This is a genomic window from Kitasatospora sp. NPDC051853, assembly GCF_044452665.1.
In the GTDB taxonomy this organism is placed as follows: Bacteria; Actinomycetota; Actinomycetes; order Streptomycetales; family Streptomycetaceae; genus Kitasatospora.
The window spans coordinates 1092510-1108851 of record NZ_JBITBY010000001.1; the positions used below are offsets into that span (position 1 = coordinate 1092510).

The following is a 16342-nucleotide window of genomic DNA, read 5'->3' on the forward strand; positions in this document are numbered from 1 at the left end:
GTGGGACGTGTGGTGCCGACGCTTCGTCAGGAGGTCGCCTTGGTCCGCCGGAGCACGGCGGTGCGGCGGCGCAGGGCCGGGAGGAGGAGGGCTGCGGCGGCCAGGGTCGTGAGGAGGGCCTCGGGCCAGGGGCCGAGGTGGGCGGCGGGGGTCGTGGTGGTGCGGAGGGGGAGGGAGGCGACGAGGTAGGACTGCTGCCAGGGGGCGGTGCGGGCGGTGGTGCGGCCGTCGGGGGTGATGGTGGCGCTGATGCCGGTGGTGGAGGCGAGGACGACGGAGCGGTCGTGTTCGACGGCGCGGACGCGGGCGATGTCGAGCTGCTGCCGGGGTTCGCCGAGGGAGCCGTCGCGCATGTAGGTGGCGTTGTTGGTCTGGACGGCGAGGAGGTTGGCGCCGGCCCGGACCGCGTTGCGGACCTGGCTGTCGTAGCCGACCTCGTAGCAGATGGAGTCGGCGAGGGTGACGGGGCCGACCCGGAAGACGGCGGGGCCGGTGCCCGGGACGAAGTCGCGGGGGATCAGTTGGAGGTCGCCGAGGCCGCCGATGGTGTCGCGCAGCGGGATGTACTCGCCGAACGGGACCAGGTGCTGCTTGGCGTACCACTCGCCGGGGCCGCTGACGGGGCGCCAGAGGAGCCCGGCGTTGCGGATGCGGCCGTCGGGGCCGTCGAGGATGGCGCCGACCAGGACCGGGACGCCGAGGCGGTCGACGGCGCCGCCGATCTGGTGCGAGAGCAGGCGGTCGGGGCGGGGGTCGGTGTCGGTGGAGTTCTCCGGCCAGACCACCAGGTCGGGGCGGGGCACCCGACCGGCGCCGATGTCGTCGGCGAGGCGGTCGGTGGCGGCGACGTGATTGGCCGTCACCTGCCGTACCCGGGCCTGCTCGGCGAGGGTGCGTTCGCGGGGGACGTTGCCCTGGACGGCCGCCACGGTGGCGCTCGGACCGCCGGTGGCGGAGGGCAGCAGCAGGACCCCGGCCAGCGCGGTGGCGGCCGTGGCGGAGAAGGTGATGATCCTGCGTGCCAGGCCCCGGCCGCGGGTGGTGAGCAGCAGGGCCAGGCAGGCCGCCGTGAAGGCGAGCAGTCCGCCGAGGCCGGGGACGCCGAGGACCGAGACCCAGCCCAGGGTCGGGGCGTCGGCCTGGCTGAAGGCCAGCCGGCCCCACGGGAACCCGCCGAGCGGGAAGCGGGAGCGCACCGCCTCGGCCGCCACCCACCAGCAGGCCAGCCAGAACGGGGCGCCGCGCAGCCGCCACAGTGCGGGCAGGCCGATCGCGAGCAGGCCCCAGAGCAGGGACTGAGCCAGCGTCAGGCCGAGCCAGGGCGCCGCGCCGAGGTTGCGCAGCCAGAGCAGCATCGGCCCGAAGAAGGCCAGCCCGTACGCGGTGCCGGCCAGGAAGGCCGTCCGGGCCCGCACGCCCCGGACGGCCGTGAGCAGCAGCGCGGGGCCGAGCACCGCGAGCGGCCACAGCCCCAGCGGCGGGAAGGCGGCGGCGGTCAGCAGCCCGCCGAGCGGCGCGAGCGGGAGCCGCAGCCGTGCCGCCGCCCCCGGTCGGCGCCACCGGGGAGGGGCGGGGGGAGCGGCCGCCCGGCGCCCGGCGTTGGCGTCGGTGGTGGCGTCGGCGGTGGCGGTGCTCATGGTGCGTGGTGCTCCTCGCGCATCGGGGCGGGCCGGTGCCGCCCACAGGGCACGCGACGGTCGGGTGCGGGCCGGGGTACGGCCGCGGCGCGACGACCGCCGGGACGGCCCGTCGCGCCGTGACGCAGCATCGCATGCGGACGGTCGGTCAGTGCTCGTGGGGTCCGTCGTGGTGGACGGGGCCGTGCGGGTCGACGCAGTGGCCGGCGGAGGGGCCGGGGGCCGCGGCCGTCAGGCTGAGCACCCGTTGGGGCGCGTGGTCCACCTGGAGGGTGGTGTGGGTGATGCCGTGGTCGTGGGCGAGTTCGTGCTCCAGGTCCCGGCGGACGGCGTGGCAGTCCTGGTCCGGGGCGACCAACACGTGGGCGGAGAGGGCGGGTTGGCCCGAGGTGATGGCCCAGACGTGGAGGTCGTGCACCTCGCTGACGCCCCGGTGGGAGGCGAGCGCGTCGCCGATCCGGTCCGGCTCCACCCCGGCCGGGGCGGCCTCCAGGAAGATCCGGCCCGACTCGCGTAGCAGGCCCCAGCCGGCCTTGAACATCAGCGCGACCACGATCAGCGTCACGATCGAGTCGGCCCGGGCCCAGCCGGTGGTGAGCACGATGACGCCGGAGACGGCGGTGGCGATGAAGCCGTAGAGGTCGTTCAGGATGTGCTGGTACGCGCCCTCGACGTTGAGCGAGCTGCGGTTGGCCTTGGAGATGCACCAGGCGGCGGCGATGTTGACCACGATCCCGGCCAGTGCGGTGACCACCACCAGACCGCCCTCGACCTCGGGCGGGCTGATCAGCCGATCGACCGCCTCGTAGGCCAGCCAGCAGCCGAGCAGGATCAGGGTCAGCCCGTTGAGCTGGGCGGAGAGGATCTCGGCCCGCTTGAGCCCGTAGGTGAAACCGCCCCGGGCCGGCCGGGCGGCCAGCCGCATCGCCACCAGCGCCAGCACGATCGAGAACGCGTCGGTGAGCATGTGCGCGGCGTCCGACAGCAGGGCGAGCGAGCCGGACACCACGCCTATGACGGTCTCGACCGCCAGGAAGACGGTGATCAGGCCGAGCGCGATGCCCAGCCAGCGCCGGTCCGCGTCGGCGGAGACCCCGTGCGAGTGCCCGCCGTGCCCGCCGTGCGCGCCGTGGGCGCCGTGCGCGTGTCCTCCGTGGTCGTGACCGTGGTCCTGCTCATGACCCTTCGTCATGTCCGTGCCCCCTCGTCCTCGTGTTCGGCGTGCCCGGTCGATGGAAGTGAAACGTACCCCCCGGGGGTTTTGCAAAGGCTGCGCTGATGACGGTTTTCACCTCCGTTAACACGCCTCTGACCTGCGAGGACGTGAGAGTTCGTGCAAGGTGACAGGCTTCCTGACGGAAGGCCCCGCAGCCCTGTACCGTCGTTCGGGTGCACGCACCCGGAGGGCCTCCCGACGTCGGCGGACGGCCCGTCGCGGGCGGCCGCCGCGCCGTGCTGTTCGCCCTCGCCGCGACCGCGCCGGCCCTGACGGCGCACCACGTCGCCACCGCGGGGCACGGGGTGCGGGCGGCCGGGCCGGTGGTGCTCGTCGCGTACGTCCTGGCCACTGCCCTGCTCGCCCGGCTGCTGCTCGCGCTCGACTCCCGGGGCCCGGCGCTGCGCAGGCTCGGCCGGCGGATCTGGCGGACCGTGATCCCCGCCGTGACCGGACCGGTGCGTCCGGGGCCGGGCCCGGGCGGACGGCCCGGGGCGGTGCCGACCGGCGGCCGGATCCGGCGGCTGATGCTCGTCCACGCCCTGGTGCGCCGAGGGCCGCCGGCCGCGTCGCGCCGGGGAGATGCCGTCCGACGGACGGCCACCCGGCACGCGTGACCACGCGGCGCACCGGACCGACCGGGCCGCCGCATCCCACCGCGAGCGTGCGGCGAGCACCCGGAAGCGAGCACCTGAATGACCGTCAACCGCATCCCCTCCCCCCTCCCCGTCCTGCGCCGCGGCGCGGCGGCCGCGCTGGCGGCCACGGCCCTCCTGGTGGCCGTGGCCGGACCGGCCTCCGCCCACGCCGGGGTCAGCGCCTCCGACCCCCGGCGGCTGGCCGAGAACGTCACCGTGACGTTCAAGTCCGAGGCCGAGTCCACGACGGCCGGGGTGACCAGCCTCCAGGTGGTGCTGCCCGAGGGCATCCCGGCGCAGGGCGTCAGTCTGAAGTCGGCCCCGACCGGGTGGACCCTGACGCCCACCGAGAACGGCTACACCGTCGCCGGGCCCGCCCTGGAGATCGGCACCGACGCCGAGCACAGCATCCTGGTCCGCCAGTTGCCGGACGCGGACGCCCTGGTCTTCAAGACCGTCGAGACCTACGGCGACGGCAAGGTCTCCCGCTGGATCGCCCTCCCCGCCGACGCGGCCAAGTCCGACAACCCCGCGCCGGTGCTGAAGCTCCGGGCCGCCGCCCCCGGCGCCACGCCGGTGGCCGCACCGTCGCCGACCGCGGCAGCGACCGTGGCAGCGCCCCCGACTCCGACGGAGACTCCAGCCGCGACCCTGAGCCCGTCGGACGCGGCGAGCACGGCGCAGGAGGTCGTGCAGCCGGAGGAGGACGGCGGGGTGGACACCGGCACCGTGATGGTGGTCGTGGCGGCCGTGGTGGTCCTGGTCGTCGTCGCCCTGGGGTGGTCCAGGCGGCGCGGGGCCGACCGCCGCTGACCCGGCTGACCCGGCGCCGGTCCGGACGGCCCGGATACGAGGACGGCCCGGACACGAGGACGGCCTGGCGGGTGCTCCCCGTGCCAGTAGGGGAGCCGACCGCCAGGCCGTCGGCGTCAGGAAGGCTTCCTCGTCCACGATCCGCCGGGCCAGGGCCGCTGTCATCCGGCCCGCCGACGATCTGTCAGGTCCGTTCCGCTCCACCGGCGGTGCGGCGTCAGACCCGGGAGAGCAGCCCCGCCCCGGCCCGCCGGTCGAGGGCCGCGCGGGCGGCCGGGTTTCCCGCGAACGCCTCCTCGACGGCCTCGACGGTGAGCCGCACCTCGTCGTCCACCCGGCCGAGCACCTCCAGGCCCTCCTCGTCGCTCCAGCGGCCCAGGTCGCCGGTGAGGTGGGCGCGGCTGACCCGCCCGCAGGGGGCGGCCAGGTCGACGAAGACCTCGGCGGTGCGGCGGCGGTCGCCGACGTAGCCGCAGGCCACGCCCGGGCCGGAGACGGCGATCCGGCCGGTCTGGCCGGGGCCCACCGGCCGGAGCCGGTCGTCCAGCAGGTGCAGCTGGGTGCCGGGGATCGGGAAGCCGGCGGTGGAGCGGGCCGGGCGGCGGTGAATCCGGTGGGTGGACCAGACGGTGCACTCGGTGGGGCCGTACTCGCCGGCCAGCGCCACGTCCGGCAGCAGCGCGAAGTGCTGCTCGATCAGCGACTGCGGCAGCGTCCCGCCCGTGCTGATCAGCACCCGCAGGGTGGCCAGCAGCTCGGCGGCGTCCGGGTGCCGGGCCCAGGAGGCGAGCAGTTCGGCGTGGAAGCCGGGCTCGGCGAGCAGGTGGGTGACGCCGTGACGGGCGATCAGACCGAGCAGCGCGCCCGGGTTCCGGTGCTCCTCCTCGCCCGCGACCACCAGGGTGCCGCCGGCCGTCAGGGTGCCCCAGGTCCCGGCCACCGAGGCGTCGGTGTGGAAGGACGGGAGCAGCAGGAGGACCGGGACGCCGAACTCCCGGTACACCGCCAGGCGGGCGGAGTTGGAGGCGGTCAGGTTGGGGTGGGAGACCGAGACGCCCCGGGGGTGGCCGGTGGGGCCCGAGGGGTGGAGGACGTAGGCCTCCTGGGACGGGGTGGGATCGGGGAGCGGGGTGCCCGCCGGGAGGGGGTGGTGGAGCAGGGTGTCGGTGGCCGGGTCGGTGGTGAGCAGCAGTCCGGCGGAGGAGCGGATGCGGGCCAGCGTCCGCTCCTGGACCAGCGGGTCGACCAGCACGGCGGAGCGGCCGCTCAGCCAGGTGCCGAGGATCTGGGCGACGGTCCGCTCGCTCCGGGCGGCCTGCACGCCGATCCGGCGGCTGGCCGGCCCGGCCGGGTGGGCGTCGACGGCGGCGGCGGTCGCCCGGGCGGCCCCGGCCAGGTCGCGGTAACCGAGCGTCCGGTCACCGCAGATGACGGCCGGACGGTCGGGATGGCGCTCGGCCCGGCTCAGCACCGTGGCGGGGACGCGCTCGGTGGTCCCGGACAGCGCCGGACCGGCGGCGAGCACGAAGGGCTGATGAGTCGTCATGCCAGCACAGCATCCGCGCGGCTTTCCCGTCCGGTTCCCGGCCCGTTCCGGGAACGGAACGGGAACCCGCCGGTACCCGGGGGCTCCAACCTCCCCATGGCACCGGCTCCGGACGCCGTTCCCACGGGGAGCACGCGGTGGGGCCACAACCTCAGCAACAGCAACAGCAACAGCACCGCACCGAGCAGCACCGCACCGAGCAGAAGCAAGCCGAGCTGACGGGAAGGGAAACGGTGTACAAGTCTTTCGCCGAGAAGCTGTCCGAGCCGGACCTGATCGACCTGGGCGATGGCATCCACGTCCTGCGTTTCGAGGTCATGAAGGTCACCTCCGTCTACGCCGCCGTGAAGGAACTGCTGGACCGGGGCGTGATTCGGCCCGGCCAGACCCTGGTGGACAGTTCCAGCGGCATCTACGGCCACGCCCTCGCGCTGGTCTGCCGCGAACTGGGCCTCAAGGCCCACGTCTTCGCCTCGGTCGCGGTGGACGCCGCGATCCGCACCCAGCTCAAGTACCTCGGCGCCACCTGGACCCAGGTGACCTCCGGCGGGGACGGCGGTCTCCGGCACGACCAGGAGACCCGGGTCCGGCTGGTGCACGCCTACCTGGAGGAGCACCCGGACGCCTATTGGATGCAGCAGTACCACGACGACGTGCACTTCGCCGGCTACGAGCGGGTGGCCGCCACGCTGGTGAAGGAGCTCGGCTCGGCCGCCCTCACGCTGGTCGGCGGGGTCGGCACCGGCGCCTCCACCACGGCCATGAGCGGCTTCCTGCGCGGCGCGGTGGCCGACTTCCGGATGGTCGGCATCCAGCCCTTCGGCAGCCGCTCCTTCGGCGGGGAGGCGATCCCGCTGGACGGCTTCATCATCGCGGGCATCGGCAGCGGCATCCGCTTCGGGAACATCCACCACGACGCCTACGACGAGATCCACTGGCTGAACTTCGACGTCGCGGCGGCCGGCTGCCGCGACCTGCTGTCCTCCACCGGCGTCTTCGCCGGGCTCTCCTCGGGCGCGGGCTGGCAGGTCTCCAAGTACCTGCGCGAGCGTTCGCCGGACGGCGCCCCGATCGTCTTCCTGGCGCCCGACCCGGGCCACCGGTACGTGGAGAAGGTCTTCCCGCCCGAGGGCCCGCTCGGGCCGGACCCGGCGTACGCGCCGACCGTGATCGAGGACCTGGCCGGGCTGACCAGCCCGTGGAGCGCCATGGACTGGGCCCGCCGCCCGTACGAGGTCCACGACGACCTGCCGCCCTACGTCCCGGCGACGGCCGCGGTCGCGTCCGCGTCCGTCTGACGGACCCTCACGCCGAGAGGCCCGCACACCATGACCAAGATCGCCGTCATCAACTACGGCCCGAAGAGCGACTACGCCGCGATGCTCCCCGAGGTGGCCGGCGCGCTGCACGTCTACAGCCACCACGAGCTGGCCGGCACCGAGGGCTTCGCCCACTACGAGTACGTGCCCGACTGCGAGTTCGTCCCGTACCCGGAGCTGATGATCCGCCGCTCCGCCGGGGACGCGCCGTTCACCCACGTGATCACCGACAACGAGTACGACCTGGAGCGCGCCGCCCGGATCCGCCGCGACCTGGGCATCCCGGGCCAGTCACCGGAGAGCGCGCTCTCCTTCCGCGACAAGGAGGTGATGAAGCGCACCGCGGGAAAAACCGTGCCGGTGGCGCGCCACGCGAGGCTGGAGACCGTCACCGACCTCACCGGCTTCGTCGCGGAGACCGGCTACCCGGTGGTGGTCAAGCCGGTGAAGCAGGGCGGCTCGCGCGACATCGTCACCCTGCACGGTGACGACGAGCTGGTGGAGTTCACCCGGCGGCACTGGCGCGACGACCTGATGGTGGAACAGTTCGTCGAGGGCCCGATGTACCACGTGGACGCGGTCATCGCGCCCGGCTACCGCTTCGTCGCCTCCTCCCGCTACCTGCGCAGCTGCCTGGGCGTGCTCTCGGGCGAGAACAACGGCTCGCTCCAGCTGCACCCCGAGGAGAAGTTCGCCGCCCGGCTGGAGGAGTTCCTCGACCAGGTGCTGGACGCCTTCGAGACGCCCGGGACGAGCGCCTACCACCTGGAGGTCTTCCACACCCCCGACGACCGGCTGGTGCTCTGCGAGATCGCCTCCCGGGTCGGCGGCAACCGCATCCCGCACCTCACCCGGGCCACCTACGGGGTGGACCTGCACCGCACCTGGCTGCGGCAGTCGGTCGGCCTGCCGGTGCCGCCGGCCCCGGTGGAGGCCCCCGAGTTCGTGCGCGGCTCCGTGTCGGTGGTCCCGCAGGGCCGTCCGGTCGGCGCCCCGCCGCGCCCGCCCTTCGAGTGGATCGACCACTACGAGGTGAACGCGGCGCTCGCCCCCGGCGCCAAGCCCGCCAACAGCACCTCGCACCTGTGCTTCGCCATCGTGCGCGGCGCCGACCTCGCCGAGGTCGAGCAGCGGGTGCTGGAGACCGAGGCCTGGCTGATGGCCAACCTGGTCGAGCCCGAGGCGGGGACCGGGGAGAGGGCAGTGGAGGCCCCGGGGGTGACCACCCCGTGACCACCTGGCGCCGCACCTCCGCGACCGGCCGGGCCCTGCTGCTGACGGTCCTGTTGACCGGGCTGACCACCTTCATGTTCATCCCGCTGCTGGCCGTCCGGCTGTCCGCCCAAGGCCTGCCGACCGGTCAGGTCGGCTTCCTGGTCGGCCTGCTGTCCTTCAGCAGCCAGGGCTTCTCCCTGGTCAGCGGGGCAGTGGTGGACCGGCTCCGGCCGCGGACGGTGCTCGGCGCCGGCTTCACCCTGCGGATCGCCGGGTACCTGCTGCTCGGCCTCGGGCTGACCGGCCCGACCGCGCTGCCCGCCCTGACGGCCGGGATCGTCGCGGTCGGGGTCGGCGGCTCGCTGCTCGGACTGTCCATCAAGACCCGGCTGGTCCGCGAGGCGGGCGAGGCCCCGCGCGAGATGCTGGCGCTGCGCTCCACCTTCGTCAACGTCGGCGTGGTGGCCGGCCCGGCGCTCGGCGCGGCGGTCTACCCGCTGGGCTTCGGCTGGATCCTGGCCGCCTGCGTCACCTCGCACCTGCTGCTGGGCCTCCGCCTGACGGCCCGTGACCGGCAGCCGGCCCGTGACCGACAGCCGGTGCAGGGACGGCAGCCGGCACCCACCGGCGGCCAGGCCGGGGCGGCGGCCGCCGCCGGAAGGCCGCAGCCGCCCGCCGCCCGGGTCCGCCGCCGCCGGTGGGTGCCGCTGCTGCTGGTCGGCACCGCCTACTGGGCGCTCTACAGCCAGCTCAACGTGGTGCTGCCGATCACCGCCGAGCGCCTCACCGGCAGCCCCGCCGCGATCACCGCGGTCTTCACCGTCAACGGCGTGCTCTGCGTGCTCCTCCAGTACGGCCTGCTGCGGCACGTCTTCGGCCGGGCCTCCTCCCGCACCCTGCTGGTGCTCGGATTCCTCTCCTTCGCCGCCGCCTACCTGGTCTTCGTACCGCTCGGCGGCTGGGCCGCGCTGCTGGTCTTCGTCCTGCCGGTCACGCTGGCCGAGATGCTGGTCTCGCCCAGCCTGGACGAGCAGGCGGTGCGGGCCGTCCCCGCCCGCCGCACCGGCCTGGCCCTGGGCGCGATGAGCGGGGCGGGCGCCGTGGGCAGCCTGCTCGGCGCCGCCGGCGGCGGGCTGCTGCTGCAGACCCTGGGCGAGGGCACCGGGACCTGGCTCGTCGTCAGCTCGGTGGCGGCCCTGGCCGCGGCCACCGCCCTCCTCCTACCGAAAGGCTCCGGGACGATGCCCGAGACCATGCCCACCGCCGTGCTGCTCGGCCCCCGCGACACGGTGATCACCGCCGCCGAGTCCCTCGGTCTGGCCGTGCTGGTGGTGGCGGACCCCACCCAGCCGAAGCCCCCGGCCACCGACTGGCCGGTCATCGAGACCACCTGGACCGCCGACCCGGCCGAACTGGTGGACCGACTGCGGGAGTTCGACTTCACCGGACCGGTCAGCTGCTTCGGCTTCGGCGAGCTGGGCTCCGGGGTCTCCGCCGAGGTCAACCGGGCGCTGGGCTGGCCGGGCAACCCGCCCGAGGCGCTGGCCGCGTTCAAGGACAAGGCCCGGCTGCGCGCCCTGGTCGGTGACCGGGCCGGCAAGCCGGTGGCCCACGCGCTCGGCCGCACCCCCGCCGAGCTGGCCGCCGGGATCGAGCGGATCGGCCTGCCCTGCGTGGTCAAGCCGGTGGACGGCACCGGCAGCGCGGGCGTGCGGCTGCTGACGGACCGTGAGGACGCCACCTGCTTCCTACGCGAGGCCGGGGAGGCCGGGCCGTTCCTGGTCGAGGAGTACCTGACCGGGCCCGAGTTCAGCGTGGAGGCGGTCAGCGTGGCCGGCCGCCACCGGATCGTCGCGATCACCGAGAAGCGGACCACCGGCGCCCCGCAGTTCGTGGAGACCGGCCACACCCTCCCGGTCCGCCTCCCGGAGCCGGAGACCGCCGCCGTCACCGCGCTGGTCCGGGCCACCCTGGACGCCGCCGGCTACCGCTACGGCCCCTCGCACACCGAGCTGATCCTCACCGGCGACGGCCCCCGGCTGGTCGAGTCGCACGGCCGCCCCGGCGGCGACCGGATCAGCGACATGCAGCAACTCGCCCTCGGCGAGGACGTGTTCGCGCTCGCCATGGCCGCCGTCCTGGGTCTGCCGCTGCCCACCGGGCGCCGGAACCCCCGGGTGGCGGGCATCCGCTACGTCACCTTCGACGGCACCCTCCCGATGCCCGAGACCAGCACCGAGCTGGTCGCCTCGCTGCCCGGCGTGACGGAGGTGCACATCACCGTCCCGGTCGGCCGGCTGCCCTCGCCGGTCCTCAAGTCCGGTGACCGGCACGGCTTCGTGCTGGCCGTCGCCGACACCCGGGACGAGCTGGACGCCCGGCTGGACTGCGCCGTCCGCACCCTCACCGCCAAGGCCGCGGCTGCCACCAACGCCTGAGCGCCCGTCAGGCCCCGGTTCCCCCCAGTCCTCCGCCCCAGCCCTCCGCCCCGCGCACAGAGAGGCCCGTGCCCCGTGTCCTACAAGATCCTGATCCTGGTGTCCGAGGCGTCCACCGTCGAGCTCAACAACCACTCGATCATCCCCAGCGCGCTGCACCGCGAGGGCCACGAGGTGCACGTCGGCGACATCGACAGCCTGAACGTGCACGAGAACGTGGTCGTGGTGGACCGGGTGCGGCTCACCGAGGAGTTCGCGGCCGGCGGCGAGTTCCCCACCCTGACCGGGGCCTACGCCTCCGCCGAGGAGTTCGACCTGGTCTGGGTGCTCACCGGCACCCACCCCGAGTCCGGCGACGACTCCTTCCGCCTGCTCTGGCTGCTCAACCAGCGGGTGCCGTTCGTCAACGACGCCACCGCGCTGTTCTACCTCAACAGCAAGATCAACCTGGGCGCGATCGTGCCGCCCGAGCACCTCCCGGTCAGCTACGTCACCAACGACTTCGACTTCCTCAACGGCCTGGTCGACTCCGATGGCGACCGCTCCTGGGTGGTCAAGCCCACCAACGACAGCTGCGGCGCCGACGTCTACGTGGTCAGCCGCGCCGACCGCAACCGCTCCGCCCTGCTCTCCTCCGCCACCGGCAACGCGGCCTCCCGGTACGGGCGTTACGGCCGCGACATCATCGGCATGGCCAAGCGCCACACCGCCGTCCAGGAGTACATCCCGAACGTCCGGGAGAACGAGAAGCGCGTCCTCATCATCGGCGACCGGCCCGTCGCCGGCTTCAACCGCCACCACCCCGAGCACGACCACCGCTCCAACGCCACCCTCGGCGCACGGTTCTCCCCCCTCGAACTCACCGAGGAGGAAGAGGCGTTCGTCCGCCGCCTGGGCCGCCGGATGATGGACCTCGGCATCTACTACTCCGGCATCGACCTCGCCTACCCGTACGTCATCGAGGTCAACATGGTGAACCCCGGCGGCCTCAGCTACCACAAGCGGGCCACCGGCGAGGACCGGTCCTCCGAGGCGGTCAACACCCTGCTGGCCGTCCTGCGCGGATCCGGGAAGCTCAAGTGACCGCCATCTGGCCCGGGTCGGCGCCACTGGCGGCCTGGGACGGGCTGGACCCGAGGGCGGTGGCCGGCTGGAAGCAGTACGCGGCCACCGGCGCCGCCGAGGCCGACGGCGCCGTCTTCGCCGAGCGGCTGCACCGGCCCGGCTGGGTGCACACCTACCCGCCGCAGGTCCTCACCGGCGAGGCCGTGGCGGCGGCCGAGACCCTCGCGCTGCGACTGGCCGAGCTGATCACCGGCTTCCCCGACCGGGCCTTCGGCGGTGACCGCTCCGCCTGGCTCGCCCACCTCCGACTTCCTTACGCGGACGCCGAGTTGATCGACGAGGCACTGGACCACCCGCACCTGGCCAAGGTGGCCACCGCCTTCATGCGGCCCGACCTGGTGGTCACCGAGAACGGCCTCGAGCTGGTCGAGCTCAACGTGGCGGTCTCGCTCGGCGGCCTCAGCACCTGCGCCCCGTACGCGGCGGCCGCCGCCGACTCCGGCTTCGCCCGCCACCTGGCGGCGCAGGGCCTGCGGCTGCACGGCGCCGACACCTCGCGGATCTGGCTGGAGGTCTTCGGCTCGCTGCTGCGCACCACCGACGACGGCCCGCTGCACGTCTTCGAGGCGGCGGCCGATCCGGCGGACCCGGCCGGCGGGCGCCGGTTCTTCGCCGACATGATCCGCTCGGCCGGGTACCGGATCAGCTCCGGCCTGGTCCACGACCTCGAACTCTCCGACGAGGGCGTGGGGTTCGGCGGCGAGCGGGTGCACGCGGTCTTCACCGGCTACACCTGGGACGAGACCCGGCGCTTCGTGCCGCCCGCGCTCACCCGGCGGCTGATGGAGCTGGACGCGGCCGGGAAGGTCGACTTCATCGGCTCTCCCGCCGCCGCGCTCCACGACAACAAGGCCAACCTGGCGCTGCTCTTCGACCACCGCTTCACCGGCCTGCTCACCGCGGAGGAACGGGAGTTGGTCCGCGCCCACGTCCCGGAGACCAGGGTGCTGGACGCCTCCACCCTGGAGTGGGCGATGGACGAGCGGGCCCGGCTGGTCTGCAAGCCCGCCGCCGCCTACGGCGGCAAGGACATCGCCTTCGGCCTGGTCCACTCGGACGCGGCCTGGGCCGAGGAGCTCCACCGCCGTCTGGACGCCCCCGGCGAGTGCCACGTCCTGCAGCGCCGGGTGCCCCCGGCCCGGCTCACCCTGCCCGGCACCGCCACCGCGGAGCGGGAACTGGTGCTCGCCCCGCTGCTGTTCGGCGGCCGCCCGGCCGGCATCTTCGTCCGTCACGCCCCGCCGAGGCCCGACTCCACCGTCAACGCCTCCAGCGGAGCCGAGGCCGCCGGGGCCCTCACGCTGCGCCGCACCACGCCCCTGGGCTGACGCCGCGTCGGCCCTCCCCCCGCTCCGGGGCCCCGGCCGGCTGGTGGCCGGGGCCCCGGGCCTACGCCGTCCGGGTGCCGCCCGCGTGCGGCGCGGTGTGGTGCCGGGGCGGGGCACCCGGGCCGGATCACTCTGTGGACGGACGTTCTCGAGGGCGTCCTCGGCACGGGATGTCCGGTGGGCAGGGAGCGGTGGATGCGGGCGTGGTGGTGGCGGGCCGCGGTGGCGGTCGTGGTGTGCACGGCGGCCGCCGGGACGGCGGTGGCGGAGGCCGGGGCGCCGCAGGAGCGGGCACGGGCGCAGGCGGAGGGGGCACCCGAGGGCCTGCGGGTGGTGCACGTCTCGGTGGACCCGGTGCGGGCCCACGGCGTCACCACGGTGCGGGCGTTGATCGCCAATCACGGCCCCGGAGCGGTCGGTTCGGACTTCACCGCCACCGTGCGGGTGCCGCTCCGGGCGCTCGCCTCCGGCGCGCACTTCCCCCGCACCTGCCGCCTGGAGCAGGCGGAGCTGAGCTGTACCTTCCGCAAGGGCCTGCCGCTGCTGCGGACCGCGACGGTGCTGATCCCCGTCCGGCTGGCCGAGGACGTCCGTGACGGCGAGCGCCTGGAGGGCGGCCTGGTGACGGTGGACGACCCCGACCGGCCCGGCCGCACCCACAGCCGCGCGTTCTCGATCGACGTGGGCTGAGCCCCGCCCTTCCCCGACACCCCTCGAACGGAGCCCCGTTGTCCCTGCCCCGCCGCGCCGCCGTGGCCGCCCTGATCCTGCTGCTGCCACTGCTCCCGGCCCCCGGGGCGGCCGCCGCGCCGCCGGTGCGGCAGCAGGGCCTCACCCCGCAGCAAGCCGTCCCGGGCGCACCGGTGGCCGCCACCCTGACCGTCCGCTCCGCGAGCTGCCTGACGGTGGACGAACTCGGCGTCGGGGTACGGGACTCGGCGGACCGCAACCTCGACTACCCCGGCTCCACCGGCCGGATCCGGATCTGCCCGGACGGCTACACCCTCACCACCGGTACGCGCTCCTTCGACGCCGGGACGTACCGGCAGTTCGGCTTCTACCGGATCGGCTCGCGCTACTTCGACCTGGACAGCCGCCCGTTGGTGGTGGCCACCCCGCAGCTGCGGCAGCGCGCCCTCGTTCCCGAGCAGGCCTGGGACGGCCGGCCGGTGTCCGCGGGCCTCACCGTCACCGCGGACGCCTGCACCACCGTCGACGAACTCGGCGTCGGCGTGCGGGACCAGGACGACGCCAACCTGGACTTCCCGGGCACGGCGAGCGCCGTCACCGTCTGCCCGCAGGGGTACACGCTCACCACCGGCGAGCGCTCCTTCCCGGCCGGGACGTACACCGAGTTCGGCTGGTACCGGATCGGCACCGAGTACCACGACCTGCCGAGCCAGGCGCTGACGGTCCGCCGACTGCCGACCCCGCCGGTGCCGCCGGTGGGCGGGCGGCTGGTCTTCGACCAGACCTTCAACGGGCCGCTGGACACCGGCACCACCTGGAACAACGCCACCACCAGCGCCTACCGCTACGGCACCCACAACCCGGACGACGACAAGCTGGACTGGATCGACCCGGGCGCCGTGGCCACCGCCGGAGGCGACTCCTCCTTCACCGGCAGCCCCGGCACCCAGCGGCTGGAGAACGGCGAACTCGCCTGGAACACCGGCCTGCTGACCACCGAGTCCACCCAGCAGGGCTTCCAGGTCCGCCCCGGTGACTACGCCGAGGTCCGGCTCCAGCTGCCGTCCGGCGAGGGCGCCTGGCCGGCCTTGTGGACCTGGAAGGACGGCGGCAGCGAGATCGACTCCTTCGAGTACCACCCGGACAACCCCAACCTGCTGGAGCTGAGCAACCGCATCCGCCCGGCCTCCACCTACTACACCGACCCCGGGACGGTGTACCCGGGCGCCTGGATCACCATCGGCGTCCACTACGGCACCACGAACAACGACTGGTACGTCAACGGCCGCCAGGTCTTCTCCGACCACACCGGCGTCCCCGAGGACTGGTCCGCCTACCTGATCCTCAACCTCTCGATCGACGCCGGAAGCTGGCACCCGGCCCCGGAGGGGCCCGCTCCCATCGTCCTGAACGCCGACCACCTCCGGGTCTGGCGGCCCGCCGGTAATTGAGCGGCACGGCCCCGGCCCGGTGGCTACGGTGGCCGGATGCAGCGACTGGCACTCTTCGACCTCGACGGAACCCTGCTCGACCGGGACGCCGCGTTCGCCGCCTGGGCGCGGGAGTTCGCGGACTCCTGGCGCCTGGGCGAGGGCGCGCTCGACTGGCTGATGGGGGAGGACGCCCGGCACAGCGGCCCGATGGGCGGCTTCTTCGTCAACGCGCGGGAGCGGTTCGGCCTCGGTCCGTCGGTGGAGGAGCTCTGGGGCCGCTACCGGGCGCGGATGCCCGAGTTGATCGGGTGTCCGCCCGCCGCCCTGGCGGCGCTGGCCAAACTCCGGGAGGCCGGCTGGCGGACCGCGATCGTCACCAACGGCGGGGAGGACGTTCAGCTGGCCAAGATCAGGCGGACCGGGCTCGCGGAGCTGGTCGACGCCTGGTGCGTCTCGGAGGAGGCCGGGGTGCGCAAGCCCGAGCCCGGGATCTTCCGGCTGGCCGCCGAACGCTGCGGGGCCGTGCTCGACCACGGCGGCTGGATGGTCGGCGACCGCCTGTCGGCCGACATCGCGGGCGGGCAGGGCGTGGGGCTCAGGACCGCCTGGCTGCCCGGGCGCCGGGTGCAGGAGGAGGCACCCGCGGGCGTCGCCCCCGACGTCACCGTCGCCTCGGTGCCGGAGGCGGTGCGGGTGATCCTCACGGCGGACGGGAACTGACGGGGGGTCGGCTCGCGCAGGAAGACCAGGGTGCGCAGCACGGCGAACCGGGCCAGGCCGGCCAGCGAGGCGGCGGAGAGGTAGACGGCCTGCTCGGTGAGGCGGCCGGGGGAGTCCACCGCCCGGTGGAGCAGGAGCATCGCGCCGCAGGTGGCGAGGTAGGCGCCGACGGCGGAGGCGGCGGCCTGGGCGTGCTGACGTGCCGTCGCGCGGGTGCCCGTGCC

General features: G+C 74.5%; 13 protein-coding genes. 10 read left to right on the plus strand and 3 right to left on the minus strand.

From position 1 onward, the window contains the following. Positions 1-26: 26 nt before the first annotated feature. Positions 27-1637 carry an apolipoprotein N-acyltransferase gene (lnt, locus tag ACIA8O_RS04740; protein WP_396292068.1) on the minus strand — a complete coding sequence of 537 codons (1611 nt, stop codon included), beginning with the start codon at positions 1635-1637 and terminating at the stop codon, positions 27-29. A gap of 148 nt (positions 1638-1785) precedes the next feature. Continuing rightward, positions 1786-2829 (minus strand): cation diffusion facilitator family transporter, encoded by a 1044-nt coding sequence (locus ACIA8O_RS04745; RefSeq protein ID WP_396292069.1) that lies wholly within the window; start codon positions 2827-2829, stop codon positions 1786-1788. A 197-nt stretch (positions 2830-3026) separates the two neighbouring features. On the opposite strand from ACIA8O_RS04745, the gene ACIA8O_RS04750 reads away from it, so the two are divergent. After that, on the plus strand, positions 3027-3470 hold the full coding sequence (locus ACIA8O_RS04750; protein ID WP_396292070.1) for a hypothetical protein: 444 nt from the start codon (positions 3027-3029) through the stop codon (positions 3468-3470). 78 nt (positions 3471-3548) lie between these two features. Continuing rightward, a complete protein-coding gene (locus ACIA8O_RS04755; RefSeq protein ID WP_396292071.1) occupies positions 3549-4304 on the plus strand; it encodes a DUF1775 domain-containing protein in 756 nt (251 codons plus the stop codon). Positions 4305-4521: 217 nt separating this feature from the next. On the opposite strand, the gene ACIA8O_RS04760 is transcribed toward ACIA8O_RS04755, so the two are convergent. Continuing rightward, positions 4522-5850, minus strand: a complete 1329-nt coding sequence (locus ACIA8O_RS04760; RefSeq protein WP_396292072.1) for an AMP-binding protein — start codon at positions 5848-5850, stop codon at positions 4522-4524. Positions 5851-6083: 233 nt separating this feature from the next. On the opposite strand from ACIA8O_RS04760, the gene ACIA8O_RS04765 reads away from it, so the two are divergent. The 8 genes from ACIA8O_RS04765 to ACIA8O_RS04800 all read left to right on the plus strand — a co-directional run bounded on the left by ACIA8O_RS04765 (position 6084) and on the right by ACIA8O_RS04800 (position 16118). Next, entirely contained in the window at positions 6084-7148 is a 1065-nt protein-coding gene (locus tag ACIA8O_RS04765; protein ID WP_396292073.1) for a pyridoxal-phosphate dependent enzyme, read from the plus strand. Between the two features lie 30 nt (positions 7149-7178). Beyond that, positions 7179-8402 carry an acetyl-CoA carboxylase biotin carboxylase subunit family protein gene (locus tag ACIA8O_RS04770; RefSeq protein WP_396292074.1) on the plus strand — a complete coding sequence of 408 codons (1224 nt, stop codon included), beginning with the start codon at positions 7179-7181 and terminating at the stop codon, positions 8400-8402. Beyond that, entirely contained in the window at positions 8399-10822 is a 2424-nt protein-coding gene (locus tag ACIA8O_RS04775) for an MFS transporter (RefSeq protein ID WP_396292075.1), read from the plus strand. Before ACIA8O_RS04770 ends, ACIA8O_RS04775 begins: the two co-directional genes overlap by 4 nt. A gap of 75 nt (positions 10823-10897) precedes the next feature. Next, positions 10898-11905: a RimK family alpha-L-glutamate ligase gene (locus ACIA8O_RS04780; protein WP_396292076.1), complete on the plus strand. Its 1008-nt coding sequence runs from the start codon at positions 10898-10900 to the stop codon at positions 11903-11905. Beyond that, a complete protein-coding gene (locus ACIA8O_RS04785; protein ID WP_396292077.1) occupies positions 11902-13275 on the plus strand; it encodes a hypothetical protein in 1374 nt (457 codons plus the stop codon). Before ACIA8O_RS04780 ends, ACIA8O_RS04785 begins: the two co-directional genes overlap by 4 nt. Before the next feature lie 195 nt (positions 13276-13470). Continuing rightward, positions 13471-13965 carry a hypothetical protein gene (locus ACIA8O_RS04790; protein WP_396292078.1) on the plus strand — a complete coding sequence of 165 codons (495 nt, stop codon included), beginning with the start codon at positions 13471-13473 and terminating at the stop codon, positions 13963-13965. Positions 13966-14003: 38 nt separating this feature from the next. Further along, a complete protein-coding gene (locus ACIA8O_RS04795; protein ID WP_396292079.1) occupies positions 14004-15416 on the plus strand; it encodes a hypothetical protein in 1413 nt (470 codons plus the stop codon). A gap of 36 nt (positions 15417-15452) precedes the next feature. Further along, positions 15453-16118, plus strand: a complete 666-nt coding sequence (locus ACIA8O_RS04800; RefSeq protein ID WP_396292080.1) for an HAD family hydrolase — start codon at positions 15453-15455, stop codon at positions 16116-16118. Positions 16119-16342 lie beyond the last annotated feature (224 nt).